Consider the following 26,593-nt stretch of genomic DNA (forward strand, 5'->3'; position numbering starts at 1 on the left):
TTTTTTTATATTTGGCGGTGAGGGAGGGATTCGAACCCTCGATACGTTGCCGTATACACACTTTCCAGGCGTGCTCCTTCAGCCACTCGGACACCTCACCAAATTTTCGTTCGCTGCGCTGGAACGGGGCGTAATTTAGGGGAAAGGGCTGTGTGGGTCAACCTCTTTTCCCCTTATTTTTCATAATCTTTTCCGAATGCCTAACCCTTGCGCAGAATGCCTGTTTTTTAAACCGGATCAGGGCTTGTCGAGGATGATCAGGCTGTCCGGCAGCTCGTTTTGATCCCGGGTGGCCGGGAAGGCATCGGTCAGAATGGCGCTAACGCGCTCAACGCACTCCAGAAAACCTTGTTCGATCTCCTTGTTGCGCACTCGCGCCACGAAGTCGTCGATGATCTCCTGCCACTGGCCGTTGTCGATATGCTGGGCGATGCCGTCATCCACCAGTATTTCTACATAGTGCTCGGCGGCCGAGACGAAGATCAGCACCCCGAGCCGGTCGCGGGTGCGGTGCAGCCCCTGCTCGACAAATTGCAGGCGAGCCATCAGGGCCGCCCGGTGCTGGCGAACCTTCTTCGGGATGAGCCGCATCTTGATGGGGGTCCAGTGGAACAGCAGGCTCAGCAGCAGCCAGACCGACCACTGCACCAGCAGGATTTCGTACCAGCCGAGCCAGAAGCCGAGCTGGAACACCAGCAGCGGCGTGAGCATCGCCAGCAGCGCCGCCCAGAGGGTGGGAATGTAGCGATAGCCATCGCTGGCCGGGGCCAGCACGGTGACCAGTTCAGCATCAGTCTCTAGCTCCGCTTCGCGCACTTTGGCCTGAAGCGTGTGGAAGAACTGTTTAGAAATCATGATTTGTCTCTTTACTCCTGTTACCAGCCACCGGAGGCCCCGCCGCCGCCAAAACTGCCGCCGCCACCGCTGAATCCGCCGCCAGAGCGACCACCAAAGGAGCCGGCACCCAATCCACCAGCCATGTAGGTCGACCGACGTCGTCCTCCCGGCCCACCGCCACCACCCCCGCGCAGGTTGTGGAGCACGATCATCGCAATCACCACCAGAATAAACAGCCAGGGGCCGCCACCGTTGTCACTCTTTGGCTGCTCGACCGGCTGATATTCTCCGGCGAGTGCCTTCATGATGCTCTGGCTGCCCGCCATGATCCCGGCCACCATATCGCCGCGCTTGAAGGCGGGCAGGATGCGGCCATGGATGATGTTGGCGGCGATGGCGTCGGGCAGGGCGCCTTCCAATCCATAGCCTACCTCGATCCGCACCTTGCGCTCATCTTGGGCGATCAGCAACAGCACGCCATTGTTTTTACCTTTCTGGCCGATCCCCCAGTGACGACCGAGCTGGTAGCCGTACTCCTCGATAGTCTCCCCATCGAGGCTGTCGACAGAGACCACCACCAGCTGGATACCGCTGCGCTTTTCAAAGGCGGCCAGCTGTTGGGTCAGTTGATGGGCCTGTTTGCGGGACATAAGACTGGCTTCATCCACCACCCGTCCGCTCAGCGTCGGGAAGTCCGGTGCCGCTTGCAGGGCACTGGCCCAGAGCAGCAGACAGGGAAGAAACCAGCGCAGCATCATCTTCATTGGAAGCTGACCTTGGGCGCCTCATCGGCACCGGGTTTTGCACTGAAACTGGGTTTGGCCTCCAGATCCGAGTAGAGCAGCTTGGACCAGATAACGCCGGGGAAGGTGCGGATCTCGGTATTGAACTGGCGTACCGCCTCGATATAGTCGCGGCGAGCCACCGAGATGCGGTTCTCGGTTCCTTCCAGCTGTGCCTGCAGGGCAAGGAACTGCTGATCCGCTTTCAGCTCGGGGTAGCGTTCTACCACTACCATCAGGCGGGAGAGGGCGCTGGAGAGCTGGTTCTGCGCCGCTTCAAACTCCTTGAGCTGGGCAGGATCGCTCACCTGCACGCTGCCGACCCGCGCACGGGCATCGGTGACCGCCTTTAGGGTCTCCTGCTCATGGCTGGCGTAGCCCTTGACGGTTGCCACCAGATTGGGAATGAGATCGGCGCGGCGCTGATACTGGTTCTCAACCTGTCCCCAGCTCGCCTTGACCTGCTCATCCAGGGTCGGAATATTGTTCATGCCGCAGCCGGTCAGGCCGAGCAGCAGGGTCAGGGTCAACAGGCTCTGCGTGGTTTTGCGCCAGAGTGATGTGGCCATCTTGTTGTTCTCCTTTGGTATTTCGAGTCGATAGTGCGCCATGGATGGTGTACGACCAAGAGTGCACCACCATACCAGCTTGGGGTCAGTTGCCACAACGCGCAGGTAGCTCAGGTCGCTTGTTGATGCCGGAGACCTTGGGCAACTGGGGCTTGTCTTTTAGCCAGGATGTCAGCTCTTCCCCACAGCCATTGCCGGGCGGAATGGGAGCCTGGGGCTCGCAATCTGGGCTGCCCACCGGGCAGCGCAGCCGTACGTGGAAGTGGCTGAAGTGGCCCACCCAGGGGCGCAGCTTGGCGACCCAGGGCTCGTCACCAGCCTGCTGGCAGACCGCGGATTTGATCACCGGATTGACGAAGATGCGGGCCACCTCGGGCTTGCTGGCCGCCAGCCGCAGCAGGGTGAGCTGCTGGGGGCCAAAGCGACCCGGCAACATCTTGTAGCTGGGTTCGTCGATCAGTGCCCACTCCTTGGGGGCATCCTGCTCCCATTTGCTGATGGGGCGGTTGGCCATGCGAAACCAGATATCGGCATCAAGGCCAGTCTGGTGGCTGCGATGGCCGGAGGTAAAGGGGCCGCCACGGGCCATCGCCAGATCGGCGATATAGAGATCCGGCAGCCCGGCCATGCGGGTCTGGTTGGCCAGCGCTTGCAGATAGTGGATGAGGTCGGGGTGGCCGTAGTAGCGCAGCCGTTTGGTACGGATCACCTGATAACCCGGCCCTTCGAGGGGCAGGGATACGCCGTTTTTCAGGCAACCGGCGGCATAACCACCGATGGCTTCCGCTTGCAATACAGTCGCCAGCAACAGGGACGTCAGCATGTGCGTGCTCCTTGTCTTGCTTCGAGTCGGCTCAGCCATACGAACAGACTCAAACATATAAATAAATAGGCCGCGGCCACCAGCAGCCAGATCTCGTAGACCAGTCCGCTGGAGTTGGCCATCTCGGTGCCGACGAAGGTGAGCTCCTGCACCGAGATAAGGGAAACAATGGCGGTATCCTTCACCAGCGCGATGAGCTGACCGGTGAGGGGGGGGAGCATCAGCAGCATGGCCTGCGGCAGGATCACATGGCGCAGCCGCACCCAGGGGGAGAGCCCGAGGCTCTGCGCCGCCTCCCACTGGCCACGGGGGATGGCGGCAAGCCCGGCACGGACGATCTCGGCGACGAAGGCTGCGCTGATCATGCCAACGCAGAGGGTGCCTGAGATGAGGTTTTCCCAGCGGGCAGGTGGGCCAAACAGCGCCTCTTGCCACGGGGAGAGTGATACGGTGCCGAGCCAGCGGGAGAGGCCGCTCGCAGGCAGCAGCTGGTTGGCGATAAAGAAGTAGAAGATGAAGATAAAGACCAGCGGCGGCAGATTGCGGATCAGCTGGATAAACAGGGTCGCGGGCATCACCAGCCAGGGGCGGCGGCTGAAGGCGGCTACCCCCAGCGCAGTGCCGAGCAGCAGCGCCAGCACCATGCCGAGCAGGGCGATGCGCAAGGTGGTGAGCAGACCGCTGAAAAAGTAGGGCAACTCGCCGTGAGGGCCAGGGGTGAACAGCAGATCGAAGGCCTCATGCCAGCGCCACTGATAGGCCACCCCTATGTGCAAGCGGCTGGCCAGCCAGAGGCCAGCCAGCAGCAGGATCAGGGCGATCGCCCCATCCAGCCAGTTGATGTTCCGACATGCCCCACGGACGATGCGCCGGATGGTCTCTTTTAGAGCAATCAGCATCAGGGGTTGGCGACCTGCGCTTCCCAGGCCAGCGACTTGAACCAGTAGTCATGGCGCGCCTTGAGCCAGCCATCGGCCTGACGGGCGGCGATCCACTCGTTGAACTGTTCAGCCAGGGCATCATCCCCCTTGCGCAGGGCAAAGCCTTCATCGCCTTGTGCCAACGGCTCGGCAAACGGCATAAAGAGGGCATCCGGGTGGCGCAGCGCCTCTTGCTCGGGTTTCGGGGAAGAGGAGAGGGCGCCGTGGGCGCGGCCGTTCAGCACCTCCTGAAATACCTGTGACTCGTCATCAAACTGGCGCAGGGTGGCCTTGGGGAAGTGTTCTTTTGCCACCTGTACCGGTGAGGCGCCACGACGTACCGCCAAGATTACCCCGCGCTGGTTGAAGTCCGCCACGGTTTTCTTCTCTTTGGCCATGGTGCTGGAGGCGGCCAGCTGCACCCCCGAATGGGAGTAGGCCTGGGTGAAGCGCACGCTCTTCTCCCGCTCGGGGGTGATGGTGAGGCCGCCGATGATGACGTCATATTTTTTCGCCAGCAGGGAGGGGATGATGCCATCCCAGGCGGTAGGCACGAACTCTACCTGCCAGCCGTTATCTGTGGCGAGGCGACGGGCCACGTCAATCTCGAAACCGATCAGGGCCCCCTGCTTGTCGCGCATCGCCCAGGGGGCGAAGGTGGACATGCCGACCCGCAGGGTACCGCTCTGCTCGATCTGCGCCTGGGTGTCGGAGGGGGCAGTTTGTGCCAGTGCCGGAGTGAGCAGGCTTGCCAGCAGCAGGGCTGCGCCCGACAGGGTGGTCTTGAATGACAGAGTCATGGTTAGCGTCCTTGTTGATCCGGATTCAGGTGACGGGCCAGCGCCCGCGAACAGGCTGACAGCGTCAGGGTTAACAGTAAATAGAGGGCAGCTACGGTAAACCACACCTCAAAGGTCAGAAACGTATCGGCAACCAGAGTACGCCCTTCGTTGGTCAGATCGAAGATGGCGATCACACTCACCAGCGCCGAATGTTTGATAAGGGAGACCAGCTCGTTGGTCAGCGGCGGCAAGGTGATGCGCACCAGCTGGGGCAGGATCACCTTGCGCAGGGTGATGGCCCGTGACAAGCCAAGCGACCGGGCTGCCTCCCACTGTCCTTTGGGAATGGCCTGTACACCTGCACGCAGCACTTCGGCGGTGAAGGCCCCCTGATAGAGGGAGAGGCTCAACACGGCGCAGGCAAGGGGGGCCAATCCCAGCATGGGGCCCAGCAAGAAATAGAGAATATAAAGTTGCACCAGCTGGGGCGTGGTGCGCACCAGCGCCAGATAGGTGATGGCGAGCCAGGGTCCGAGTCTGGAGGGAAGCAGCCGCAGGCTGACCACGCACACACCGACCGCCATCGTGCCCAGCAGACTGAGCAGTGCCACCTGCAAAGTGACCAGCAGGCCGTTTAGCAGGGGGCCGGCATAAAAGCTCCCCTCATCCCATTCGCCGAGAAAGGGCAACACCCGTGGCCACTGCCACTCATAGCCCATCTGGCGAGCGCCACTGTAAAGAGCCCAACCGAGCAACACAGAGAGCATCACTGTGCCCGACAACCAGCCGAGCAGGTGGGGGCGTTTGAGCCTAGCCATGATAGCTAAGCACCTGTTCGAGGAAGGCCCGGGTGCGCGGGTGCCGGGGGGCGTTGAACAGCTGGGCGGGCGGGGCCGACTCGATGATCTTGCCCTCGTCCATAAAGAGCACCCGATCCGCCACCTGACGGGCAAAGCCCATCTCGTGGGTGACGCAGATCAGGGTCATCCCCTCGTCAGCCAGCTCGCGGATCACATCGAGCACTTCGCGGATCATCTCGGGGTCGAGGGCGGAGGTGGGCTCGTCAAACAGCATCAGCTCGGGTTGCATGCAGAGGGAGCGGGCGATGGCGACCCGCTGCTGCTGGCCGCCGGAGAGCTGGTGTGGGTACTTGTCGGCCTGTGCCTGAATGCGCACCCGCTCGAGCAGCCCGAGCGCCCGGGCTTTGGCCTCCTGAGGGCGCAACCCCAGGGTATGCACCGGCGCCACCATCAGGTTCTCCAGCACCGTCATATGGGGGAAGAGGTTGAACTGCTGAAACACCATGCCGACCCGGCCTTGCAGGCGACGCAAGTAGGCGGGGGTTACCGGCTCGCCAAACAGGAACAGCTGGCCGTCGTCGATCCCCTCCAGCCCGTTGATGGTGCGGATCAGGGTCGATTTTCCCGAGCCTGACGGGCCACAGATGACCCACTTCTCTCCCCGTTCAATGGTGAGATCGATGTGATGAAGAGCCTGAAAGTCGCCATAGAATTTGTCGACGCCACAAAAGCGCACACAGGGTTGCGAGCTGGTCAAGAAGCGGGTTCCACTGAGAATCATTTACGCCATGGTATTGATTTTATAGGGGGATGACAAAGAAAACCCCCTTGTCAGCATCCTGATGGCTATTCACAATGGCGCCATTTCGTGATGACAGGAGCTTTTCATGCGTATTACATCCTTGCTTGCCGGTTCGCAGGTGCAGCTGTTGATGCCGCCAGCGGTTCGCTATCGCTGCGTCATTTTTCTGCTGTTGCTGGTGAGTTGGGGCGTGGTGGTGGCCTCCTTGTGGGATGGCTGGGGTGCCATGGCGCTGCTCAACTGGGTAGGCGTGGTCTTTGGTGGCATCACCGGGATCATGGTGTCGCTGCCCCGCAGCTGGCAGCCCTGGCGCCTGGCGGAGCTGGGGTGGGATGAACAGCATATCTATCTGCTCAATGGCAACAAGGATGAGGCGCTGGCGCTGCCCCGCAGCCAGCTGGTGGCGCTCGAGCGGGAGCGGCGAGTGGGTCACGACGGCCAGTGGCTCGACTTCAGCCTCGATCTGCAACTGAGTGAAAAGGAGCTGGCGGCGGCCATGGCCTTGCTGGATCTCAAGGCGGGGGAGCTCCATCTGGTGAGCCCGTCTGTCTATCGCTTCGGCTTTAAACGGGCCTGGCACGGTCGCCGGATGCTGGCGCAACGGTTGTCAGATCTGCAATCGGCCTGAGTCGACTATTTTCTCGACAATTCCCGGCAAAGCTCAGATACTGCCAGTGACTCGAATTGATCTTGTCTGCACTGTTAACCCAAGAGATCAATCACTTGACGACAGTGTGGAGAAGGCCACGGCATGAAGCCATGGCAGGTCCGGCATAGGGGTTGTGCCCTTACCGTTATGCTGGGAATTGCATAGAGAAGGCACCTTGAATCGAGAGTGGATGGCATGAAGATTTACGTAGGAAATCTGTCGTACCGGATGACGGCCGACGAACTGAAAACCCTGTTCAGCCAGTTTGGACAGGTCGACAAGGTTGATATCATCATCGACCGCGATACCGGCCAGTCAAAGGGGTTTGGTTTTATTGAAATGCCGGTCAATGGTGATGCCGAAAAGGCCATCGCTGGTCTGCATGGCACAGAAGTCGGTGGCCGTACCATCACCGTCAACCAGGCCAAACCGAAGACAGATGCTCCCCGTGGTCGCCCGCAACAGCGCCACCGCTAAGGTACCTCGGCAATAAAAAAACGGCATGGGTTTCCCCCATGCCGTTTTTGTTTCTGGACGTTTTGCTGTTATCAGGGGACGTCGTAACCGAGCGCCGCCTTGCGGATGCGGAACCACTGCTGGCGATTGAGGACGATGGATTCGGTGGCCACGGCGGCAGCAATCCGCTCCCGTTTGCCGGAGCCAATCAAGGGCAGCGGCTGGCTTGGCAGCATCATTACCCAGGCGTAGACCACCTGCTCGATAGTCTGGGCGCCCACTTCCTGACGGATCTGCTCCAGTTCGGCACGCAGCGGGGCATAGGCGTCATCGCTGAACAGTCGGCCGCCGCCGAGACATGACCAGGCCATCGGCTTGATACCAAGCTGCTGGCACTGATCCAGGGTACCATCGAGGGTCCCTTCCTGATGAAGCGGCGAGATCTCCAGCTGGTTGGTGATCAGCGGGAAGGGGAGGCGCGATTGCAGTAGCTCTAACTGACGGGCGGTGAAGTTGGATACCCCGGCGTGTTTGATCTTGCCCGCCTGTTTCAGGGTGATAAAGGCGTCGGCCACTTCATCTGCGTTCATCAGGGGATCCGGGCGGTGGATCAGCAGCAGGTCCAGATGGTCGGTGCCGAGCTTGCGCAGCGAGGCTTCGGCGCTGGCGATGATATGGTCCTTGCCGGTGTTGTAGTGGTTGAGAGCATGCTCCGGCTTGGCGGTGAGGGCGATACCGCACTTGGTGACGATCTCCATCCGGCTGCGCAGGGAAGGCTCGAGGCGCAGGGCGTGACCAAAGGCCTCTTCGCACTGGTAGCCACCATAGATATCGGCGTGATCGATGGTGGTGACCCCCAGATCCAGATGATATTTCATCAGATCGAGCAGAGCGGCCGGAGAGAGCTGCCACTCCATCAGGCGCCAGTAACCCATGATGAGGCGAGAGAAGGTGGGACCTTGCGGATGCAGGGCGACACGGGATACAGACATGGTTGACTCCTTGAAAAACACGATGCGAAAACGATGTGCAACATAGATGACTGCGGGCATCTTGGCCTCATGTGGCTGGCAAAGCAATAATGGGCAGTGGCATGATTCGAACTTTGGTTCTGATCGCAGAGTAGGAGAGATAGTTGGATGGAAGGATTTGCCGAGCGCTTGCAGAGCCTGATCGGGGAGATGAGCGTGAGCGCGTTTGCCCGCAAGGTGGGGCTCAGTGAAGCGCTGATCCGCAAATATTTGAAGGGAGCCGAGCCTGGCCTGGCGCGGGCCAACCAGATCGCCATGGGGGCCAACTGCTCGCTGGAGTGGCTGGCAACCGGCTGCGGTTATCTCTACCGTCAGGCGGAAGTGGTAGACAGGGAGGCGCTGGCAGCGGCGCAGCTACTGCTGGGCGAGCAGCAACCCAGGGTGGGGCTGCCCGATGAGGAGGCGCTGGTCACCCTGCTCGCCTACTACCAGTTTTTGCGCACCCACAAGAAAGCGGACGGTTTTCTCGACTTGGCGCTGGCGCGGGAGTTTGGCCGCCATCTGGGGGAAGCGTGATGAGGAGCATATTACCCTTTGGTCGTGTCACGGCCGGTTGATTATTCTGATACGCTCTAAGCAAGATAAGTCTCCATGGAATGGGCGATGAGCTACTTGATCCTCGGAAGTGGTGCGCTGGGCTCGGCGCTGGCAAGAGAGCTGATGGCAAGGGGGGAGTCATTCCTGCTGGCCGGGCGCAACTATCCCAAAGGGATCGAGATGGAGGACTTCTTCCCGCTGCCAGATGTCGATGCCATCTCGTTCGATGCCTTGTTTACCCTCTACGATTGCGATCCGCTTCCCACCGTTGTGATCAATACCATCGGCCTGTTGCACGATGTCAGCTTTATGCCGGAGCGGCGGGTCGAAGAGGTGCACCCCAAGTGGCTGTGCGACAGCCTGCTGGCCAATGCCTGGCCAACACTGGCGCTGGCTGCCCGTTTCAGCCGGTTGATGGGCAATGACCATCCGCTGTGGCTCTGCGCCATCTCCGATCTGGCGGGCTCCATCACCGCCAATCTGGAGGGGGGACGTTACAGCTACCGGATGAGCAAGGCGGCCCTCGACATGGGGGTGAAAACCCTGGCCCTTGAGTGGACGCAGCGTTTCCCGCAAGCAGGGGTGGTGGCCGTTGCGCCCGGCTTGATGGACTCCCCGATGAATACCCCCTTTCTGAGCGAGTTGCCCGCGGATCAATTGCAGGAGCCTGCCGAGGTGGCGGTGAAACTGCTCAATCTCATCAAGGGGTTATCATTGACTCAATCGGGCCAGCTACTGGATCTCAACGGTCAGCCGCTGCCCTGGTAAATCCCGCCTGCGGGTTCTACGGACGTCTATTGGCTTCACATTCTGCTCATGCGCCCCTTGCCAAGCGAGGGGCGCATGGCTAACGTCACTCTCCTGTTTCAGGAGGGATCTCATGCGCTATATCGATTTACGAAGTGACACCGTCACCCAGCCTACTGACGCCATGCGTCAAGCCATGCTCCACGCCGAAGTCGGTGACGATGTTTATGGTGAAGATCCGGGCGTCAACGCGCTGGAGGCCTTTGGGGCCAGATTGCTGGGCAAACAGGCGGCGCTGTTTGTGCCGTCCGGCACCATGTCCAATCTGTTGGCGGTGATGAGCCACTGTCAGCGCGGTGAGGGGGCCATCCTCGGCAACGCCGCTCACATCTATCGCTATGAAGCGCAGGGGAGTGCCGTGCTGGGCTCCGTAGCCCTGCAACCCTTGCCGATGCAGCGCGATGGCACACTGGCATTCTATGATATCAGGGCCGCGCTGGCCCCTGATGATGCCCACTTTGTCCAGACTCGCCTGATCTGCCTTGAGAACACCCACAACGGCAAGGTGCTGCCGCTCTCCTATCTGCAGGAGATGGGGGCATTTGTTGCTGAACGTGGCTTGAAGCTCCATCTCGATGGCGCACGGCTCTTTAACGCCGTCGTGGCCAGCGAGACCCCGGTCGAGGTGATCGCCGCTCCATTTGATAGCATCTCGATTTGTCTCTCCAAGGGGTTGGGGGCACCGGTGGGCTCGCTGCTGGTGGGCAGCCACGATTTCATCGCCCGTGCGCGCCGCCTACGCAAGATGCTGGGAGGTGGCATGCGTCAGGCGGGGATTCTGGCGCAAGCCGGTCTGTTTGCCCTCGAGCAGCATGTGACCCGCCTGGCCGATGATCACCGCCGTGCCAAACGGCTGGCCGAAGGGTTGGCTGCACTGCCGGGCATCGAGCTCGACCTCTCGCTGGTGCAGAGCAACATGGTGTTCCTGCGGCTGCGTGAGGGGGAATCGGCCCCTCTGCTCGCTTTTATGAAGGAGCGGGGGATCCTCTTCTCCGGTTACGGCGAGCTGCGGCTGGTGACTCATCTGCAGATCAACGATGACGATATTGAAGAGGTGATCGACGCCTTCACCGAGTATCTCGGGGCGTGTTGAGACGGCTGGTCAGGTAGAGGTTATACCAAGACCTGTTCATACCGAAATAACAGAGGGCGCTGCGGCGCCCTCTGTTATTTGCTGCAAGCTCAAGCCTGCCGCTGGCCGCTCATCAGCATGGCCTCATCGGTAGCGTCGTAGATCATCACCGCGATGTGGGTCACCTGACCGCCGAAATCGGCCAGTGGCACCAGCGTCAGGTTCTGGAACATATGGGGGGCCGAGCCGGTAATGGGGCGATAGTTGGAGAAACGCAGCAGGTAGGGCTTCTGTTCCCAGGTGCTGAAGGCGCGGTTGTTGAGCTTGAAGACCATGTTGGCCTTGCGCTCGAACCAGGCTCTGTCCACATCGGGGAAGAGCTCGAACAGTAGGCCATCGCGCACGTCACTGGCCAGTCGGCCGCTGTGGCTCTCCATAAAGCCGTTCCACACCTGTATCTTGTACTCCTTGTCAAGCACCACCAAGCCTACGTCCAGGTTCTGGACTATGTTCATCAACCAATGAAATTCACGGATTTCCATAGTCACTCCTAGAGCATGTGCATGATTTTGTTGTTCATGGTGGCGATGGAATCTTCGGTAAACAGCAGCAGCAGATCACACTGCACCGCGTAATCCTGGATCCGGTAGTTGATCTCGATGGCGAGCGTGCGGCGCCAGCGACTCTTGTTGGTGTGGATCAGTTCGTTGATGGGTCTGTGCTGGCCGAGCACCACCGGGTGTCCCTGACTGAAGGGGGTGTCGAGCTGGTTGGCATAGCCGCGCAGGAAGGCGCCTATCAGCACGTTGGCGGTATCCATCAACAGCTCCAGTTCGGCGGTGCGATCCAGCGTCCCCTGATGGTTCATCAGCTTGGCCAAATCTTTGAAGCTGGAGTCATGGAACAGGATCAGCGCTTCGCCGGCGATCCCCGCCCCGATAAACCCCTGACAGACGGCGGAGAGGGTATCCGAGTCGGCGGCGGCAGAAAGGGCCATGTGCAGCTCGGAGACCTCCAGCACGTTGACGTTGGGGATAGGCAGTACCACGAAGGCGTTGAGCAGACGAGCCAGCAAGTCGGCGGCCTGACCCATGGAGACGTTGGCCAGCTCCTGATAGACATCGCGGATTTCGGGGGTGATCTTGACGCCTGCATCGGCTACCACTCCGTTTGGCTGCTGCTCGGGGGCGCTTGGTTGACCGCTCGGGGTGGCACTCCAGAAATCATGCTTTTTGAGCAGGGCGAGCAGGGTTTCTGGGGCGGCAGGTTTCTTGATGAAATCGAGCGCCCCTAGCCCCATGACCCGTTGATAGGCCTCTGGTTGGATATCCCCGGAGACCACGATCACCTTGTTGCGTAGACCCTCCCGTTGGAGGGTCTCCAGCACGCCGTAACCGTCCATTTCCGGCATGGTCAGATCGAGAAAGATGAGATCCCCATGGCCCATCAGCACCTGTTCGATCCCTTCAAGGCCATTCGCCGCATAGTGCAAATCGACTTTCCAGTCAGCCGGTAGCGCTCGTGCCAGCTGTTTGCGGGCGAACCCGGAGTCATCACATATCAATACATTCATGGCGTTAGGCAGGCTCTGTTGGCAAGGATTGCTATAAGTGTGGCCCGCTAACAGTCAGATGCAATGTGGGAGGTTGTCACCCTGTGAAAATTGGTTATCCCATTGCCGGTTACGATAGCGTGCGGAGTATTTCTCAACAAATTCAGCGAACATCTTAACACGCAACGGGGCGAACTGGTGCTGGCAACACAACATGTAGAAGGGGCGATTGCCGGTCTGCCAGTCGTTCAGTACCGGTACCAGCTGCTCGTCATGGAGGAAGCTGCTCAGATAGTGCAGCGGGGCGTTGACTATCCCCAGATGACGCCGGGCTGCGCGCACGGCGGCCTGAGTCTGGTTGACGGTCAGTTTGGCGCTGCGTTTGATGCAGATGTTCTGGCCATCCTTGTCGGTCAGTTGCCAGTGCTGGTGTGGCCAGCAGTAGATGAGATCATGTTCTTCCAGCTGGCTGGGGTGGGAGGGGGTTCCCTTCTTGGTCAGATAGAGTGGCGAGGCAAACAGGCCGTACTCGATATGACCGAGACAGATCGCATTGGGCAGCGACTGGGGCAGCTCACCGTTGAAGAACACCAGATCCCGATCATTGTCGAACAGGTGCTGGTGATCATTGGTCTGGGTGATATCGAACTGTACCTCGGGATAGTGCAGCCCGAATTCGGCCAGCATATCGATGAGGATGGTGTTGGAGAGCGCGATCGGCGCGGCTATCCGGATAAGCCCGGTGATGTCTGCTTCTTTACCCCGGATCTCGCTGGTGGCCTGCTCGATTTGTGCAAGCGGTGTGCAGAGACGCTCGTAGTATCTGAGCCCTTCATCGGTAAGACGGAGTTTACGGGTAGAGCGATGTAGCAGGGAGCAACCCAGTTGCTCTTCCAGCTGGGAAATGCGTCGACTGATGGTGCCTGTTGGCATGCCCAGTGCGGCTGCAGCATGGGAGAATCCTCCCTCTTGCACCACCTTGACGAACAGGTAGAACTCTTCGATGTGCTTCATAAACGCTGTTCTGGGTGTAACAAGGGGGCAACCATAAAAAGAGCGTTCCGGGTTGGCAAGGGTAATTCAGCGTTTAATTGATCTGGATTCGATTTCTGTTGATACCAGTTATCCACCCGCCCGTCATCTCAGTTTCCCCGAGCTGGTGATTATTCCGGCACGATGCCAAATGGTACTGCGGCAGTGATGTTTGCCATATTCCCTGATTTGTTCCGCTATAACCGCAGGCGAAGGCCGATATTGCAACCTGATGGAAGGGCACCGGGTTGCTCTGCGTACTCAGCCGGGGTGGTTTGCCATCCACTGCCAATGTGATGCAGATCATATATTCGGGTTTTGCTCATTGCCTGTTGAAAAATGAATTTGGGGTATATCAATTCCGCCTTAGTGAACTATTTTTGTCCGTTTTGGCGTTTTTTTGGCTGTTTATCCATCCGCTTGGTTAATTAATGGAAGCTTTGTGACAGAGAGTGATGACTATTTCCACCATTGATTTAAATGTTAATAAGAAATTTGTCGCAGCAAATATGCAATTGCTCTTTCAAGGTCTCGAGTGAATAGCTCTTAGTGCTTGTTTTTACTGGGGAAAAAAGTTAAAAATCGACTATATGATTTGCTTGGATTAACAGGGTCCTTGGCTGAGTCCTTTGTAGTATTGCCGCACAGGCTACCCTGTTGTTGATATCTGAAATAGTTTTGTCCGCTCTTGGCTATGTGAAAAGGGATAATGGCCGAGAGGTATTTGCACCTTGCATTCTGCAGCTAGCGGTTTGCCAGATCTGTTTTCCGGTTAACCAGTGACCATCCAGCATGAATGACCTTGACCAGATGAATACGCTTGACGAACGGTTACTGAAGACGATGGATGTTCTGCATACCCCGATCTGGGTTTATGACATCGAGCATCACCATATTTTCTGGGCAAACAGCGCCGCGCTCTCCGTGTGGGAGGCGACGTCTCTCGACGAACTCTGCTCCCGCGACTTCTCTGCCGATATGGCAACCGCCATCGATCTGCTGTTGCAGCGCTATCTGGGTGATTTTCAGCAGGGGCGCAGTTACAACGAGTGGTGGACCCTCTCCCCAAAGGGGGTCAAGAAGCAGATCTATCTGCGCCTCTCCGGTATTCAACTGGCTGGCCGGCTGATGATGATGACCGAAGCGGTGCTCGACTCCGATACCCTCTATCAGGAGTCCTCGCTGGCAACCGGCGATACCCTTGCCTGCCTGTTCGATAGCCATGGTGTGTTCGAGAGTGGTAACTATCACTTCGAAATGTGTTTCGGCCACCAGATCGCCAAGCTCTCCCAGGTTTTCTCCGGCAATGATGACAGCTTCTACCAGAAGCTCTCCCGTCTCGATGAAGTGGTGACCGAGGGGGAGTGCCGTACCCTCAAGGGGATGCGCTGGTTCCAGTATCAGTTCCGCTATATCCAGCAGGGGGCCCGCATTCTGCTCACCATGCGGGATATTACCGATCGCAAACTCGAAGAGCTGGAGCATCGCCACCTCGCCTGGCACGACTCCCTGACCGGCCTGCTCAATCGGTATGGCTTGATGAAATCCCTTGAGGCCTATTGCGGGCTGGGGGAGCGTTTCGCGTTGGTGTTCATGGATCTGGACAACTTCAAGCTGGTCAACGACAACTACGGCCACAAGGCGGGAGATCGCCTGCTGGAGCGGGTCGCCGGTCGCCTCAAACAGATTTGCCCGCGGGATGTGGAGCTGGCTCGCCTCGGTGGCGATGAATTCACAGCACTGGTGCCGCTGGGCAATCAGGGGGATCGGGCGCAAGAGGTGGCCGATCAGATGCTCTCCCAGATGACCAAGCCGCTGCAACTGAGCGGGCTGCCGGAGGTGACCATCGGCGGCAGCATCGGTATTGCCATCTATCCCGATGATGCGGATGACGGGGACAACCTTATCACCCGTGCCGATATGGCCATGTATCAGGCCAAGCAGATGGGGCGGCTGCGCTGGCAGCGTTTCACCCCCAGCATGCAACAGACCCTGCAGCGCAAGCTCAATCTCAAACAGTTTCTGGCCAAGGCTATCGGCCGTCAGGAGCTGAGCCTCTGTTACCAGCCGCAGGTCGATGCCGCCAAACGGCGTCTGATCGGTTATGAGGCGCTGCTGCGCTGGTACAACCCGGTGCTCGGCCATGTGTCGCCGGTGGAATTTATCCCGCTGGCCGAAGAGATGGGGCTGATCCGCGAGATCGGCAGCTGGGTGCTCTCCACCGCGCTGGCACAGGTCGCCAGCTGGCAGAAGCGCTTCCATCAGCGGGTGCCGGTCTCCGTCAACCTCTCCGGTTTCCAGCTCTCGTCGGCGCTGCCCGGGCAAGTTCGCCAGCAGCTGGAGCTGCACGGGGTGGATGCCTCCCTGTTGACGCTGGAGCTGACCGAAACCGTGCTGATGCTCGATATGAAGGGGTGCCTCGGCATTCTGGACGATTTGAGCGAGCAGGGGATCAAGATTGCCATCGATGATTTCGGTACCGGCTACTCCTCGCTGGCCTATCTCAACCGGTTGCCGATCAACAACATCAAGCTGGATCGCTCCTTCGTGGTCGGCCTCAACTTGCCGGTGATCCGGGCGACTGCGGCCATGGCCACCAATCTGGGGTTGGGGATCATGGCGGAAGGGGTGGAGGAGCCTCACGAGCTGGCCGCACTGCAGACCCAGGGGTGCCATGTGTTTCAGGGATATCTGTTCAGCAAGCCGCTGACAGTGGCACAAGTCGAGGCGAGCGGTTTTGTGGTGGAGTGCCAGGTTGGGCGTTATCCACTGCTAGATGCCGTGATGGCAGAGTAACAAGTGTGCGTTAAGCCACAACTTGGGATTTTATTCCGCAATATTTAATCAAAATTAATCATTCTTTTGCGATCGGTCATGAGACGGATTGGCTGGAATTGCTAGCATGCGACCTCGTTTCTAGGGAAAGGAGTATCGCAATAATGAGTCATGCTGCTGTCAATGACCGTCCGGCCAGCCCTCCCAAAGGTTGGCTGAACCGTTTCCTCAATGGCGTCGAGAAAGCCGGGAACAAATTACCCGACCCCGCCATGCTGTTCCTCTACGCCTTGCTGATCGTCTGGGTCGGCTCCTGGGTGTTGTCACAATTCCAGTTTGATCTGGTCAACCCCCGTACCGGGGAGGCGGTAGTGGTCAACAACCTGCTGACCGGTGCCGGTCTGGCCGAGTTTCTCTCCACCATGGTGACCACTTTCACCGGCTTTGCCCCGCTGGGGATCGTGCTGGTGGCCATGCTCGGGGTCGGGGTGGCCGAGCAGTCCGGTTTTATCAATACCGGTCTGAAAAAGTTACTGAAAGTGACGCCTGCCCGTTTTCTCACTCCCATGCTGATCCTGGTGGCGATCGTCAGCCACACCGCCGCAGATGCGGGTTATGTGCTGGTGATCCCCATCGGTGGCATCATCTTCCACGCTGCCGGACGCCATCCGCTGGCGGGGATCGCAGCTGCCTTTGCCGGTGTCTCCGGCGGTTTTGCCGCCAACTTCCTGCCCTCCGGCGGGGATGCGCTGCTGCAGGGTTTTACCCAGTCCGCCGCTCAGTTGCTCGATCCTGACTACATGGTCAACACCCTGTGCAATATCATCTTTACCGGTGCCTCTTCGTTGCTGATCATCTGCGTCGGCTGGTTCGTCACCGAAAAGGTGGTGGAGCCGCGCCTCAAGCATGTGGCGCTCAACGAGGATCTGGAGAGTGCCGACGAGATGGGGCGCTACAGCGCGCAAGAGAGCCGGGCCTTCAACTGGGCCGGGTTTGCCATGCTGGCGGCTATCGTGCTGCTGGCGCTGGCGCTCTCCCCGAGCGATTCACCGCTGCGTGCTGCCGATGGCTCCCTGACCACCTTCGCCGCGCCGGTGATGAAGTCCATAGTGCCGCTCATTTTCCTGCTCTTTATCCTGCCCGGGATTGTCTACGGCTTTGTCGCAGGCAGCTTCAAGAGTGGCAAGGATGTGATCGACGCTATGTCGGCCACCATGAACAAGATGGGCTCCTACATGGTGATGGCCTTCTTCTGCGCGCTCTTTATCAAGGCGTTTGGTGACTCCAATCTGGGCACCCTGCTGGCCCTCTCCGGTGCCGAAGTGCTCCATGCGCTGGCGCTGCCCGGTGAGGTGACCATCGTCGGGATGATCCTGCTCACCGCCAGCGTCAATCTGGTGGTGGGGTCGGCTTCGGCCAAGTGGGCGCTGATCAGTCCGATCCTGGTACCCATGCTGATGGCGGTGGGGATCTCCCCCGAGCTGACCCAGGCGGCCTATCGGGTAGGGGATTCCGCCTCCAACATTATCACCCCGCTGATGGTCTTCTTCCCGCTGGTGGTGGTCTATTGCCAGCAGTATGTTAAGAGCACCGGGATCGGTACTCTGGTCTCCATGATGCTGCCGTACTCGCTTGCCTTCCTGGTGAGCTGGACGATTTTCCTGCTGCTCTACTGGGCGCTCGGCTTCCCGCTCGGGTTGCAAGCCCCTTACGTCTATCCGGCCCCTTAAGCTGGGTGTGCGAGGGAGCCTTGGGCTCCCTCGTTTTTTTCGCTATGGTGTTACCTCATTTTGGAGGTGCCATGAATCAGACCATCGATCTTATCCTTTCCCATCGCTCCATTCGTCAGTTCACTGCCGAGCCGATCGCCCCGCAGCAGCTGGATGTCATTCTCGCCGCCGCCCAGTCCGCCTCAACCTCGAGCTTTTTGCAGGTGACCAGTATTGTGCGAGTCTGCGAGCCCGAGGCGCGTCAGCAGTTGGCCATGCTGGCGGGCAATCAACCCTATGTGGTGCAGGCGGCCGAGTTTCTGGTGTTCTGCGCCGATTACCACCGCCACACCCAGATCGTGCCCGAGGCCCAGACCGGCTATGCGGAGCAGTTGCTGATCGGAGCCATCGACGGCGCTCTGATGGCGCAAAACGCCTTGCTGGCGGCGCAGTCGCTGGGGCTGGGCGGGGTCTATATCGGCGGCATTCGCAACCATCCGGCCGAGGTGAGCGAACTGCTCGGCTTGCCCCATCAGGTGATCCCGCTGTTTGGCCTCTGCCTTGGTCATCCTGCCCAGCAGCCGGAGCAGAAACCCCGTCTGCCCAGGGGATTGGTGGTGCATCAGGAGCGCTACCAGCACGAGCTGGAGCGCGGCCTGCTGGCCCGGTACGATCAGCAGATCGCGGACTACTATCAAGCCCGCAGCAGCAACAACAAGCAGCAGACTTGGAGCGGCCAGATCCGCGCCATTCTGGGCAAGGAGTCCCGCCCTTTCATGCTGGGATTCCTGCAATCGCGGGGCTTTAACCTCAAGTAATGGCGCTGATGGGCGATACTATGGGGAGGTGACCGTCATGGTCATCATCCCCTGATCCTGCAATCTCTCCCTGAGACTGGGGGCACAGCTTGGTGACAAATCGTGGGCAAGGGGGGATCTGCAGGCTACCTTAAGTGGGTAAGCTGTTGTAGGATCACGCAATTGGATAGGAACAGGGGTTTGGACATCCTATGATTTTAACTTTGGTATTGCTGTCTATTGGCGCACTCCTGTTTTTGGTTATCGCCTATAACGTGGTGCAGCAATATAAGCAGAAGGCAGAGGCGGACAAGCGTCACGCCGTTGCCAGACACAAGACGGTGGCCGACGAGACCGAAGAGGTGCTGCTGAACGTCAATCTGGTGCCTTTCTCCAAGAACATGGTGTTGCTGTTGCAGCACCGGATCCTCGATGCCTATCGCGCCATCGCCCAGGTGATGCCGAACAATCAGATCAAGCAGCGCATCGTCGATGTGCAGACCCAGATCAAGAATGTGCAGGAGAACTACAGTGTGCAGGATGAGGGGCAGTTCAAGACCCCGGAGTCCGATCGTCAGGCGATCCAGATGCTGCAGCTGGTCAAGAAGATGCGGGCCGTGCTGCGGGTCGAGCACAACAAGGGCAAGATTGACCCTCAGGGGTTTGCCCAGGAAGAGCGCCGCCTTGAGCTGATGCAGCTCAAGATCAACATCTCCAATCTGGTCAAGCGGGCGATGGATGCCCGCATTCAGGGCCAATATGGTACATGCCGCCAGCTCTATACCAAGGGTCTGTCGGCCATGGCGAGCGTGGGCGACAAGGATCCCTATCTGCTGGCCCGTGAAGAAGATATGCGTCAGGGGCTCAAGGAGCTTGAAGAGCTGCAGCAGCAAAACAGCGCCCAGGATCTGCAAAACATCAAGGACAAGGAAGCCGACGAGCTCGATGTCCTGTTTCAACCCAAGAAGAAATGGTAAGCATGTCCCATCCACTCGATTCCACACTGGGGCCAATGGCCCCATTTGTTTCTCAGCTGTTGGCCGAACTGGCCGCCACTGGCGTCACCATTTCCCGGCCAACGGTCGATCACCTCTGTTATCGGGCGGCTACCCTGCAGGAATACCGCGCGCTATGTGCTGTGCTGGCCGAGGCGGGCTCCTTGCTGGTGGAGGGGATGATTGGCGGACGTCCCATCGCCACTTATCAGTTGCATCAGCCGCTGTTGGCTGGTGAGGTACAGGTACCCTGTATCGAGCTGGCTGCACCGAAACCGGGTCGCGTCCATCAGGCGGGGCTGGAACATATCGAGCTGGTGGTCACTTCACTGCAAGATCTGGTAGCGCGCTATCCCGAGCTGCCATTCAAAACCGGCAACATGCAGGATACCCGCAACCCCGATATTGGCCTGATGTTGCCCTCCGGACAGATCAAGTTTCATCTGCGCTCGCTGGCTGAGGTGATCGCCGAAGAGGTGGCGACCGGTGCTGTGGTCGCGGTGCCTGCGGATTATTTCGATCAGGAGTGATCCTGCGTTCAATGCGGTGCGAGCCTGACAAGGCTCTTGAATAACGCAGCAAAAGGGGTTACCGGTGTGACTAATACCAGTCAGTTAAGCCTGAATTATATTGTTTTTATTGGCTTTTTTCACACTGTGCCTCTGTGGCCTTGCCTTCAAGCCGCGGGTAACTTCGCTCCCTTCGTTTCGGTAACACAAGTGCCTTGGGGATGGAGTCGGGGGATGCGCCGCTACCGTTGCAAACTGTGTCTGCGCACCAACACCCTCCTCTCCATGATCGCTTGAACAAGCAGGTGGCTAGTGAGCTTCATCTGGCAGAGCATGCGCACTTGCGGATAAGCGGTCTCGCCATGCTGGGTGCTGGGATTGGCAAACGCAGCGGCATAGTCTGGGGTATCGGGCATCAGCCACATAACATCATCGGCGACGATCAGTTTGGGTGATAGGCATGTTGGTGCTAGATCGAGGCGGTTTCGTGACTCTTGTCCCCGAGCTTCTGGTGGGCTTGCAGGAAGGCGCTGGGTTCACCAACGGGACGGTCACTGGGTGGCGACGCCCTCTTCGCCGAGCAGAGCCATTATGAGCTCGGGAACATGAGGTTGGAGAGTGACTCAAACTGGGCGGCATTGTTGGCGTGGAGGAAGTCGAGAGTCTATTCGATACGCATTAAAATCCGAAACCAAGCCAACTGGTTTCGGATTTTTACACATCAAGAGGATCGATCAATTGATCCTTAACTAATCGGCATCAACCTTGCGGGCGCCCTGTTGCGTGTTCGAAATTGCCTCGGTTGAGGATCTGTCCAGCAACTCCTGATGGAGGCGGTTGACGATATTGCCCGCCTCGCTCTCCTTGACCAGGAAGCAGAGGTTGTGGGCGCTGGCGCCGTAGCAGATCATCCGGATGTTGTGCTCGCGCAGGGCGTCAAAGACCTGACTGCCCACCCCGTTCACTTCGCTCATCCGGTTGCCGATGAGCGCCACCAGTGCCAGACCGGTTTCCACCTCCACCTTGCAAAGCTGGCCCAGCTCGGCCAGTACCTTGTCGCTCAGGATCGGCTCGCCGTTGCTCTGGCTGCCGGTGTGATCCAGGGTCAGTGACACGCTCACTTCCGAGGTAGTGATGAGGTCGACCGAGATGCGGTGACGGGCCAGAATGCCGAACACTTCGGCCAGGAAGCCGTAGGCGTGGAACATGTTGAGGCTGTGCAGGGTCACCAGCACCTGCTGGCGGCGCAGGGCGACGGCGCGAAACAGCGGGCTTGAATCTGTGCTGGCGCGGATCCAGGTACCACCGGCGGCAGGATCCTTGGCTGAGCCGACAAACACCGGAATATTCTGGCGCACCGCCGGTTGCAGGGTGGCGGGGTGCAGCACCTTGGCGCCGAAAGTGGCCATCTCGGCCGCCTCGACAAAGCTGATTTCGGGAATGGGGCGAGCCCGGGTGACAAGGCGCGGATCCGTGGTGTAGATGCCGGGCACATCGGTCCAGATCTCGATACTGGCGGCATCGAGCGCTTCGGCGAGCAGGGCCGCGCTGTAGTCAGAGCCGCCGCGCCCCAGCGTGGTGGTGCGCCCATCGCCATCGGCGCCGATAAAGCCCTGGGTGATGATAAGGCTATCGCCCAGCTGCGGGCCCAGCGTCTGCTGGCAGAGAGTGCGGGTGGTGGCCAGATCGACGGTGGCTTTGCCAAAGCGGCTGTCGGTGCGCATCAGCTGGCGCACATCCTGCCAGTGGGCCTTGACGCCGCGCTGGCGCAGCAGTTCGGTAAAGAGACGGGTAGACATCAGCTCGCCGCAGGCGATGAGGCGGTCGGCCAGCTCCGCATCGGTATGCTGGTGGGCTTGCTGGGCCATGAGGCGAATTTCGTCCAGCTGGCCATGAATGAGGGCGCTCACATCAACGGGGTTGCCGAGATCGGCCAGAATGGCCTGCTGGATCCCGGCCAGTTTGGCCAGCTGCTCGTCGCGGCCCGCTTCGTCCAGCTCACCTTGTGCCAGGGCGACCAGCAGGTTGGTGACACCGGCGCTGGCACTCAGTACCACCACCCGGGTGGCGGGATTGGCCAGCACGATATCGGCGCAGTGATTCATGGCCGGGAAGTTGGCGACACTGGTTCCGCCAAACTTGGCGACATTGATCGGGCTCATTGCTTACTCCTGTCTTATTTTAAGATTCCGGTTCCATCGGGCAAAAAAGAGAGGAGGAGGCTGAAAATGGCAGGAATGAACGAAGCTATCCCGGCCAGAAGCACTCCACCTGCAGAGCCCATCCCGTACCGCCCCTGACAGGGCGCGGTGGGGGATGATCACTACCGATGACAACCCGGGGGATTCAGCCCCCGCAGCCGACGTTGAGGTCACCAGTCTCCTCACTCGTCTCGGCGCTGCTCCCCCTGACCCAAGTTCACCGGACGCTGGCGTCCTCCCTTGGGCTGCCTGGGCAGCGCTCCTCTTCTGGCTCCACCAGGGCGGTGGAGTGCGTTTAGAAATAACCTGCGTTGGATTGCACTGTCAATCGAGTTTGTGAAAAAGTTCAAATTGTCAGCTAACTCAACGCAGGATCAATGACTTAGGCAATGGTCTTTGACAAAACCTTGGAACGGCGCTGCCAGTTGTAGAGACGCTGGCGCGCCACCGGCAGATCTTCCACTTCCAGCGGATCGAAGCCCCGCTCCCGGAACCAGTGGATGGAGCGGGTGGTGAGCACGAACAGGCGGCGAATGCCAAGCCGTTTGGCCCGCTCGGCTACCTTGGCCACCAGCTGATCTCCCCGGTTGGAGTTGCGATAGTCGGGGTGGATAGCGACGCAGGCCATCTCCGCCATCGCCTCTTCCATAAAGCAGTAGAGGGCCGCGCAGCCGATGATGAGGCCATCGCGCTCGATGATGGTGAACTTGTCGATCTCCATCTCCAGCTGCTCGCGGGAGCGGCGCACCAGAATACCTTCCTCCTCCAGCGGGCGAATGAGATCCAGAATGCCGCCGATATCCTCGATGGTGGCGGCGCGGGCCTGCTCGGCGCTTTCCCGCACGATCTGGGTGCCGAGGCCGTCGCGACTGAACAGCTCCTGCAGCATGGCGCCATCATCCTGATAGCTCACCAGATGGGAGCGGGGCACGCCGCCACGGCAAGAGGCAATGGCCGCACGCAGGTAGCGGGCGGTGCCGGACATCTCTTCGCCCGCTTGTTCCAGCTCCACCAGCAGCTCTTCGGCCTGTTCGGGGAAAAGCTCGGAGATAGCCTCGCCGTGTCTGTCCATCACCCCTTGGGTGCTGCTGAAACAGATAAGCTTGTCCGCCTTGAGGTCGACCGCCACCCGGCGGGCTACCTCTTCCGAGCTCAGGTTAAAGCTCTCGCCGGTGACCGAGCAGCCGATGGGGGAGATAAGCACCAGACTCTTCTGGTCGAGCTGGCGAGTGATCCCCTCCACGTCGATGCGGCGCACCCGGCCGCTGTGGCAAAAGTCGATGCCATCATCCACCCCCAGCGGCTGTGCGGTGACAAAGTTGCCGCTCACCACGCTGATCCGCGCCCCCTGCATGGGGGTGTTGGCGAGCCCCATGGAGAGCTGGGCGGTGATGTCATATTGCAGGCCGCCACACACTTGCTTGATGATGGTGAAACTCTCGTCATCGGTGACCCGGATCCGCTTGTGATACTGGGCCTCGATACCGGCGCGGGCCAGCGCTTCATCGTTTTGCGGACGTGAACCAAACACCAGCACCAGGCGTATGCCCAGTGTCTGCAGCAGGGCGATATCGCTGACGATATTGGCGAAGTTGGGGTGGCAGATGGCTTCTCCCCCCATCATCAGCACAAAGGTGGCACCCCGATGCACATTGACATAGGGGGTGGATTGCCGGAAGGCATTGACCAGACTGGGTTCGCGTTCACGCACTTGATATTTCTTCCATAAAAAAACAGCGATTGGCTCAATATATGAAAATTAATTCACAAATCAAGACTAAATATTGATTTTGGCCGTTTCTGGTCTACGCGGGGCGACTTGGCCGTGCAGATCGGGAAAGGATGGTTGGAAGCGCAGATGGCCGTTGGGGCGAGCGGGGAGGGGCCAGCCGGTTGATCCGGCGCGATAAACTGCTATCTTCGATGCTCCTTTTCGTCAGCTGTGTGATTTCACAGGGTTTTATACAAGGACAGAATTCATGGAACAGATTATTTCACCGGCAGATGCCCTGCCGGGACGACGCGAAGCGATGGTGATTGGTCAGCAGCATGCGGTGAATGGCAACCCGACCCAGGGCCCCTGGCCGGAAGGGATGGCGGTGGCCTGGTTTGGCATGGGCTGTTTCTGGGGCGTTGAGCGCCTGTTCTGGCAGCAGCCGGGCGTCTACTCCACCGCGGCCGGATATCAGGGCGGCGTCACCCAGAATCCCACCTACAAAGAGGTGTGCAGCGGCCTGACCGGACATGCCGAGACGGTGCAGGTGGTGTTTGATCCGGCGGTGATCAGCTATGGCGATCTGCTCAGACTGTTCTGGGAACAGCACGACCCGGCGCAGGGGATGCGTCAGGGCGGGGATATTGGCACCCAGTATCGCTCGGTGATCTTCTATGGCGACGAGAGCCAGCAGATCATTGCCCAGCAGAGCATGGCGGCCTACCAGCAGGCGATGGCGGCAAGCGGCGACAGTCGCGCCATCACCACCCGCATTCTGCCGCTGGCGCCCTTCTATTACGCAGAGGATTACCATCAGCAATATCTGGAGAAAAATCCGGATGGTTACTGCGGATTGGGTGGCATTGGAGTCTGTTTGCCGCCCAGCCTTAACCGCTGAACAGGTTTGTAGTCGATTTCTTAATAAAAGTGAAAATAAATGGTCGGAGGAGGGAACTTATTGCGACCAGTCGGGACTAACTAGGTAGCGTCCAGGGATCGGATGCAAAGTCCAGACACATTTCTTGCCTTGATAACCGCCTGATGAATGAACGCACTGGCGGGTTGAAAATGATAGCAAGCAGGGCTGCCCACCAAGGCGGCCCTTTTCCTTATCTGCTGTTCTGAAATCTTGCGTTGGGCGGGAAAACCGGACGGTAGATCAGCCGATGGCGCTGTCGAACAGGTTCTTGATGAGATCGATAAACTCGATGAGGAAGGTTTTCTGTTCCGGGGTAGGGGCGCGCAGCCAGACGGCAGAGAGCACCTCTTCCAGATCGGCGACCACGGCGTCGGCCTCCTGCATGATGGCGAAACGCACCTTGGGATCGAGCTGGGGGTTTTGCTCGCAAATGGCCATCAGGTTGCTGGCAACACGGCCACTGACCAGATCTTCGATGGTCTCTTCACCATCGTTCTGCTGTTGGGATTCAAACAATCCCAAACTCTCCACCAGATACTCGATCAGCGAGATATAGCCTTCACTTTCTACCACCATGGTTGCTGCCTCAATACAGTAACAATACGAAAATTAAGCGTATTTTAGTGGCTTGCCCTAGCTTGGCAAGCAGCAGTGCAGGCGATGGCGAGTAAAACTGACTCCGCCCCGCTCCACGCACTCCAGCCCGGTCAACGTAAAGCCATGTCGTAAAAATAGCTCATAACTGAAGGCGCTGGCCTCGGTGGTGATGAGGGTCAGACCGAGCCCTCGGGCCCCCGCGAGCGCCGTGGTGAGCAGAAGATTGCCCAGTCCCTGGCGCTGATGGTCGGCGCTGACATAGAGCAGGCTGAGGTGGCCATCGGGGCTCAGGGTGACAAACCCGAGGGGCACATTTGCCTGCTTCGCCACCCAGCCGTGGTGCTCGCGCAGCTGGCTGACAAAGCCCGGATGTTGTGAACCGAGGGCCCACTGCTCCACTTGCTCGGCGCTGTAGTGCTCGGGGCCGCTGCGTCGCACCGCCTGCTCAAACAGGCTCACGAGAGCGGGGATATGTGCCTCACCAAGGGGGACAATACAAAGTGCTGAACTAAGTGCTGGGGTCATAAGGTCTGGCCGTCAGTAGGGGGAGAGGGGGCGCGGCGCCTGTGGCCGTTTGGCTTTGGGCAGACCCGCGACAACCCGCTCATAGGAGTGGTGCACCCAGCCCTGCCACAGATCATCTGGCAAGGTGCTGTTCAGGGTCACTGTGTTCCAGTGTTGCTTGTTCATATGCCAGCCCGGTTTGACCTCGGGGTGGATCTCGCGCAGCAGCAACGCCAGCTCGGACTCGCACTTAAGGTTGATGGTGAGCGGCTCGGCCTGCCAATCCACCAGCGCGAACATCTTGCCCGCGATGCGGTAGACCAGGATCTCCGGGCCAAACGGGGTATCTTCGGTGGCGCCCGGCAGGGTCAGCAGAAAGTGGCGCAAACGGGTCAAATCCATGGTGGGTTCTCGCGCAAGGG

The 26,593-nt window shown here is 59.3% G+C and carries 28 protein-coding genes, 1 tRNA gene, 1 pseudogene and 1 riboswitch; of the genes and pseudogenes, 11 read left to right on the plus strand and 19 right to left on the minus strand.

Going from position 1 to position 26,593, the window contains the following annotated elements; all coding sequences use genetic code 11:
• Window positions 1-12: 12 nt before the first annotated feature.
• The 9 genes from ACW5XC_RS05815 to ACW5XC_RS05855 form a co-directional block, all read right to left on the minus strand.
• Window positions 13-100 (minus strand) — tRNA-Ser (locus tag ACW5XC_RS05815).
• A 137-nt stretch (window positions 101-237) separates the two neighbouring features.
• Window positions 238-855: a TPM domain-containing protein gene (locus ACW5XC_RS05820; RefSeq protein WP_005337196.1), complete on the minus strand. Its 618-nt coding sequence runs from the start codon at window positions 853-855 to the stop codon at window positions 238-240.
• Window positions 856-875: 20 nt separating this feature from the next.
• Window positions 876-1,601, minus strand: coding sequence for a TPM domain-containing protein (locus tag ACW5XC_RS05825; protein ID WP_005351128.1), 726 nt, complete (start codon window positions 1,599-1,601; stop codon window positions 876-878).
• Window positions 1,598-2,188: a LemA family protein gene (locus ACW5XC_RS05830; protein WP_042056087.1), complete on the minus strand. Its 591-nt coding sequence runs from the start codon at window positions 2,186-2,188 to the stop codon at window positions 1,598-1,600. Before ACW5XC_RS05830 ends, ACW5XC_RS05825 begins: the two co-directional genes overlap by 4 nt.
• Before the next feature lie 85 nt (window positions 2,189-2,273).
• Window positions 2,274-3,011, minus strand: a complete 738-nt coding sequence (gene mepA / locus ACW5XC_RS05835) for a penicillin-insensitive murein endopeptidase (RefSeq protein WP_042056086.1) — start codon at window positions 3,009-3,011, stop codon at window positions 2,274-2,276.
• A complete protein-coding gene (locus ACW5XC_RS05840) occupies window positions 3,005-3,910 on the minus strand; it encodes an amino acid ABC transporter permease (RefSeq protein WP_042056082.1) in 906 nt (301 codons plus the stop codon). The genes mepA and ACW5XC_RS05840 overlap by 7 nt, the downstream gene beginning before the upstream one ends.
• Window positions 3,910-4,731 carry a transporter substrate-binding domain-containing protein gene (locus tag ACW5XC_RS05845; RefSeq protein ID WP_042056080.1) on the minus strand — a complete coding sequence of 274 codons (822 nt, stop codon included), beginning with the start codon at window positions 4,729-4,731 and terminating at the stop codon, window positions 3,910-3,912. The genes ACW5XC_RS05840 and ACW5XC_RS05845 overlap by 1 nt, the downstream gene beginning before the upstream one ends.
• Window positions 4,732-4,733: 2 nt before the next feature.
• Window positions 4,734-5,531, minus strand: a complete 798-nt coding sequence (locus ACW5XC_RS05850; protein ID WP_042056078.1) for an amino acid ABC transporter permease — start codon at window positions 5,529-5,531, stop codon at window positions 4,734-4,736.
• On the minus strand, window positions 5,524-6,294 hold the full coding sequence (locus ACW5XC_RS05855) for an amino acid ABC transporter ATP-binding protein (protein WP_019444712.1): 771 nt from the start codon (window positions 6,292-6,294) through the stop codon (window positions 5,524-5,526). The genes ACW5XC_RS05850 and ACW5XC_RS05855 overlap by 8 nt, the downstream gene beginning before the upstream one ends.
• 106 nt (window positions 6,295-6,400) lie before the next feature.
• On the opposite strand from ACW5XC_RS05855, the gene ACW5XC_RS05860 reads away from it, so the two are divergent.
• Together ACW5XC_RS05860 and ACW5XC_RS05865 are read left to right on the plus strand one after the other, a co-directional pair.
• Window positions 6,401-6,943 (plus strand): hypothetical protein, encoded by a 543-nt coding sequence (locus ACW5XC_RS05860; RefSeq protein ID WP_042055608.1) that lies wholly within the window; start codon window positions 6,401-6,403, stop codon window positions 6,941-6,943.
• Between the two features lie 216 nt (window positions 6,944-7,159).
• Complete coding sequence (locus ACW5XC_RS05865) at window positions 7,160-7,441, plus strand: RNA recognition motif domain-containing protein (RefSeq protein WP_005337180.1); 282 nt, start codon at window positions 7,160-7,162, stop codon at window positions 7,439-7,441.
• A 71-nt stretch (window positions 7,442-7,512) separates the two neighbouring features.
• Here ACW5XC_RS05865 and ACW5XC_RS05870 read toward each other — a convergent pair whose 3' ends face one another.
• Window positions 7,513-8,412 (minus strand): aldo/keto reductase, encoded by a 900-nt coding sequence (locus ACW5XC_RS05870; protein ID WP_042055867.1) that lies wholly within the window; start codon window positions 8,410-8,412, stop codon window positions 7,513-7,515.
• Between the two features lie 147 nt (window positions 8,413-8,559).
• On the opposite strand from ACW5XC_RS05870, the gene ACW5XC_RS05875 reads away from it, so the two are divergent.
• The 3 genes from ACW5XC_RS05875 to ltaE all read left to right on the plus strand — a co-directional run bounded on the left by ACW5XC_RS05875 (window position 8,560) and on the right by ltaE (window position 10,888).
• A complete protein-coding gene (locus tag ACW5XC_RS05875; protein WP_042055610.1) occupies window positions 8,560-8,967 on the plus strand; it encodes a helix-turn-helix domain-containing protein in 408 nt (135 codons plus the stop codon).
• 87 nt (window positions 8,968-9,054) lie between these two features.
• On the plus strand, window positions 9,055-9,756 hold the full coding sequence (locus ACW5XC_RS05880) for a Rossmann-fold NAD(P)-binding domain-containing protein (protein ID WP_042055611.1): 702 nt from the start codon (window positions 9,055-9,057) through the stop codon (window positions 9,754-9,756).
• A 112-nt stretch (window positions 9,757-9,868) separates the two neighbouring features.
• Window positions 9,869-10,888 (plus strand): low-specificity L-threonine aldolase, encoded by a 1,020-nt coding sequence (gene ltaE / locus ACW5XC_RS05885; protein WP_042055613.1) that lies wholly within the window; start codon window positions 9,869-9,871, stop codon window positions 10,886-10,888.
• Window positions 10,889-10,977: 89 nt separating this feature from the next.
• Here ltaE and ACW5XC_RS05890 read toward each other — a convergent pair whose 3' ends face one another.
• The 3 genes from ACW5XC_RS05890 to ACW5XC_RS05900 are packed head-to-tail and all read right to left on the minus strand — an operon-like array spanning window position 10,978 to window position 13,433.
• Window positions 10,978-11,409: a PAS domain-containing protein gene (locus tag ACW5XC_RS05890; RefSeq protein ID WP_042055615.1), complete on the minus strand. Its 432-nt coding sequence runs from the start codon at window positions 11,407-11,409 to the stop codon at window positions 10,978-10,980.
• Window positions 11,410-11,417: 8 nt separating this feature from the next.
• On the minus strand, window positions 11,418-12,440 hold the full coding sequence (locus ACW5XC_RS05895) for a response regulator (protein WP_042055618.1): 1,023 nt from the start codon (window positions 12,438-12,440) through the stop codon (window positions 11,418-11,420).
• A 54-nt stretch (window positions 12,441-12,494) separates the two neighbouring features.
• Window positions 12,495-13,433, minus strand: a complete 939-nt coding sequence (locus tag ACW5XC_RS05900; RefSeq protein ID WP_042055620.1) for a LysR family transcriptional regulator — start codon at window positions 13,431-13,433, stop codon at window positions 12,495-12,497.
• A gap of 861 nt (window positions 13,434-14,294) precedes the next feature.
• Here ACW5XC_RS05900 and ACW5XC_RS05905 point away from each other — a divergent pair.
• The 5 genes from ACW5XC_RS05905 (at window position 14,295) to ACW5XC_RS05925 (ending at window position 20,257) form a co-directional block, all read left to right on the plus strand.
• Window positions 14,295-16,247, plus strand: a complete 1,953-nt coding sequence (locus tag ACW5XC_RS05905; protein WP_013723827.1) for a putative bifunctional diguanylate cyclase/phosphodiesterase — start codon at window positions 14,295-14,297, stop codon at window positions 16,245-16,247.
• A gap of 143 nt (window positions 16,248-16,390) precedes the next feature.
• Window positions 16,391-17,956, plus strand: coding sequence for an AbgT family transporter (locus ACW5XC_RS05910; RefSeq protein ID WP_042055621.1), 1,566 nt, complete (start codon window positions 16,391-16,393; stop codon window positions 17,954-17,956).
• A 71-nt stretch (window positions 17,957-18,027) separates the two neighbouring features.
• Entirely contained in the window at window positions 18,028-18,753 is a 726-nt protein-coding gene (gene nfsA / locus ACW5XC_RS05915) for an oxygen-insensitive NADPH nitroreductase (protein ID WP_042055623.1), read from the plus strand.
• A gap of 191 nt (window positions 18,754-18,944) precedes the next feature.
• Window positions 18,945-19,709, plus strand: a complete 765-nt coding sequence (locus ACW5XC_RS05920; RefSeq protein WP_005337161.1) for a hypothetical protein — start codon at window positions 18,945-18,947, stop codon at window positions 19,707-19,709.
• The gene (locus ACW5XC_RS05925) at window positions 19,703-20,257 is read left to right on the plus strand and encodes a VOC family protein (protein ID WP_042055625.1); all 555 of its coding nucleotides are present in this window, start codon (window positions 19,703-19,705) and stop codon (window positions 20,255-20,257) included. The genes ACW5XC_RS05920 and ACW5XC_RS05925 overlap by 7 nt, the downstream gene beginning before the upstream one ends.
• Window positions 20,258-20,517: 260 nt before the next feature.
• Here the strand turns inward: ACW5XC_RS05925 and ACW5XC_RS05930 are convergent.
• The 3 genes and pseudogenes from ACW5XC_RS05930 to argA form a co-directional block, all read right to left on the minus strand.
• Window positions 20,518-20,915 (minus strand): annotated as a pseudogene (locus ACW5XC_RS05930) (IS4 family transposase); the annotation flags it as partial.
• A 70-nt stretch (window positions 20,916-20,985) separates the two neighbouring features.
• Complete coding sequence (gene lysC / locus ACW5XC_RS05935; protein WP_042055631.1) at window positions 20,986-22,398, minus strand: lysine-sensitive aspartokinase 3; 1,413 nt, start codon at window positions 22,396-22,398, stop codon at window positions 20,986-20,988.
• Between the two features lie 90 nt (window positions 22,399-22,488).
• Window positions 22,489-22,712, minus strand: a riboswitch (Lysine riboswitch).
• A 107-nt stretch (window positions 22,713-22,819) separates the two neighbouring features.
• A complete protein-coding gene (argA, locus tag ACW5XC_RS05940; protein WP_042055633.1) occupies window positions 22,820-24,148 on the minus strand; it encodes an amino-acid N-acetyltransferase in 1,329 nt (442 codons plus the stop codon).
• A 268-nt stretch (window positions 24,149-24,416) separates the two neighbouring features.
• On the opposite strand from argA, the gene msrA reads away from it, so the two are divergent.
• Window positions 24,417-25,049, plus strand: a complete 633-nt coding sequence (gene msrA, locus ACW5XC_RS05945; protein WP_019446160.1) for a peptide-methionine (S)-S-oxide reductase MsrA — start codon at window positions 24,417-24,419, stop codon at window positions 25,047-25,049.
• Window positions 25,050-25,310: 261 nt separating this feature from the next.
• Here msrA and ACW5XC_RS05950 read toward each other — a convergent pair whose 3' ends face one another.
• The 3 genes from ACW5XC_RS05950 to ACW5XC_RS05960 are packed head-to-tail and all read right to left on the minus strand — an operon-like array spanning window position 25,311 to window position 26,573.
• The gene (locus tag ACW5XC_RS05950) at window positions 25,311-25,646 is read right to left on the minus strand and encodes a DUF3802 family protein (protein WP_005333735.1); all 336 of its coding nucleotides are present in this window, start codon (window positions 25,644-25,646) and stop codon (window positions 25,311-25,313) included.
• 57 nt (window positions 25,647-25,703) lie between these two features.
• Window positions 25,704-26,192, minus strand: coding sequence for a GNAT family N-acetyltransferase (locus ACW5XC_RS05955; protein ID WP_042055637.1), 489 nt, complete (start codon window positions 26,190-26,192; stop codon window positions 25,704-25,706).
• A gap of 12 nt (window positions 26,193-26,204) precedes the next feature.
• Window positions 26,205-26,573, minus strand: coding sequence for an MmcQ/YjbR family DNA-binding protein (locus ACW5XC_RS05960; RefSeq protein WP_042055639.1), 369 nt, complete (start codon window positions 26,571-26,573; stop codon window positions 26,205-26,207).
• Window positions 26,574-26,593 lie beyond the last annotated feature (20 nt).

The sequence above is a fragment of the Aeromonas sp. 25-AL00135 genome (assembly GCF_054052385.1).

Bases quoted from the DNA above. Each gene is read 5' to 3' on its own strand.
- lysC (WP_042055631.1), bottom strand. From the start codon at position 22,398: ATGAGCCCGATCAATGTCGCCAAGTTTGGCGGAACCAGTGTCGCCAAC.
- ACW5XC_RS05905 (WP_013723827.1), top strand. From the start codon at position 14,295: ATGGATGTTCTGCATACCCCGATCTGGGTTTATGACATCGAGCATCAC.
- ACW5XC_RS05840 (WP_042056082.1), bottom strand. From the start codon at position 3,910: ATGCTGATTGCTCTAAAAGAGACCATCCGGCGCATCGTCCGTGGGGCA.
- ACW5XC_RS05950 (WP_005333735.1), bottom strand. From the start codon at position 25,646: ATGGTGGTAGAAAGTGAAGGCTATATCTCGCTGATCGAGTATCTGGTG.
- ACW5XC_RS05830 (WP_042056087.1), bottom strand. From the start codon at position 2,188: ATGGCCACATCACTCTGGCGCAAAACCACGCAGAGCCTGTTGACCCTG.
- ACW5XC_RS05955 (WP_042055637.1), bottom strand. From the start codon at position 26,192: ATGACCCCAGCACTTAGTTCAGCACTTTGTATTGTCCCCCTTGGTGAG.
- ACW5XC_RS05860 (WP_042055608.1), top strand. From the start codon at position 6,401: ATGCGTATTACATCCTTGCTTGCCGGTTCGCAGGTGCAGCTGTTGATG.
- ACW5XC_RS05880 (WP_042055611.1), top strand. From the start codon at position 9,055: ATGAGCTACTTGATCCTCGGAAGTGGTGCGCTGGGCTCGGCGCTGGCA.
- ltaE (WP_042055613.1), top strand. From the start codon at position 9,869: ATGCGCTATATCGATTTACGAAGTGACACCGTCACCCAGCCTACTGAC.
- msrA (WP_019446160.1), top strand. From the start codon at position 24,417: ATGGAACAGATTATTTCACCGGCAGATGCCCTGCCGGGACGACGCGAA.
- ACW5XC_RS05825 (WP_005351128.1), bottom strand. From the start codon at position 1,601: ATGAAGATGATGCTGCGCTGGTTTCTTCCCTGTCTGCTGCTCTGGGCC.
- ACW5XC_RS05870 (WP_042055867.1), bottom strand. From the start codon at position 8,412: ATGTCTGTATCCCGTGTCGCCCTGCATCCGCAAGGTCCCACCTTCTCT.
- ACW5XC_RS05850 (WP_042056078.1), bottom strand. From the start codon at position 5,531: ATGGCTAGGCTCAAACGCCCCCACCTGCTCGGCTGGTTGTCGGGCACA.
- mepA (WP_042056086.1), bottom strand. From the start codon at position 3,011: ATGCTGACGTCCCTGTTGCTGGCGACTGTATTGCAAGCGGAAGCCATC.
- ACW5XC_RS05900 (WP_042055620.1), bottom strand. From the start codon at position 13,433: ATGAAGCACATCGAAGAGTTCTACCTGTTCGTCAAGGTGGTGCAAGAG.
- ACW5XC_RS05895 (WP_042055618.1), bottom strand. From the start codon at position 12,440: ATGAATGTATTGATATGTGATGACTCCGGGTTCGCCCGCAAACAGCTG.
- ACW5XC_RS05910 (WP_042055621.1), top strand. From the start codon at position 16,391: ATGAGTCATGCTGCTGTCAATGACCGTCCGGCCAGCCCTCCCAAAGGT.
- ACW5XC_RS05865 (WP_005337180.1), top strand. From the start codon at position 7,160: ATGAAGATTTACGTAGGAAATCTGTCGTACCGGATGACGGCCGACGAA.
- ACW5XC_RS05920 (WP_005337161.1), top strand. From the start codon at position 18,945: ATGATTTTAACTTTGGTATTGCTGTCTATTGGCGCACTCCTGTTTTTG.
- ACW5XC_RS05820 (WP_005337196.1), bottom strand. From the start codon at position 855: ATGATTTCTAAACAGTTCTTCCACACGCTTCAGGCCAAAGTGCGCGAA.
- ACW5XC_RS05925 (WP_042055625.1), top strand. From the start codon at position 19,703: ATGGTAAGCATGTCCCATCCACTCGATTCCACACTGGGGCCAATGGCC.
- ACW5XC_RS05960 (WP_042055639.1), bottom strand. From the start codon at position 26,573: ATGGATTTGACCCGTTTGCGCCACTTTCTGCTGACCCTGCCGGGCGCC.
- ACW5XC_RS05890 (WP_042055615.1), bottom strand. From the start codon at position 11,409: ATGGAAATCCGTGAATTTCATTGGTTGATGAACATAGTCCAGAACCTG.
- nfsA (WP_042055623.1), top strand. From the start codon at position 18,028: ATGAATCAGACCATCGATCTTATCCTTTCCCATCGCTCCATTCGTCAG.
- ACW5XC_RS05875 (WP_042055610.1), top strand. From the start codon at position 8,560: ATGGAAGGATTTGCCGAGCGCTTGCAGAGCCTGATCGGGGAGATGAGC.
- ACW5XC_RS05855 (WP_019444712.1), bottom strand. From the start codon at position 6,294: ATGATTCTCAGTGGAACCCGCTTCTTGACCAGCTCGCAACCCTGTGTG.
- ACW5XC_RS05845 (WP_042056080.1), bottom strand. From the start codon at position 4,731: ATGACTCTGTCATTCAAGACCACCCTGTCGGGCGCAGCCCTGCTGCTG.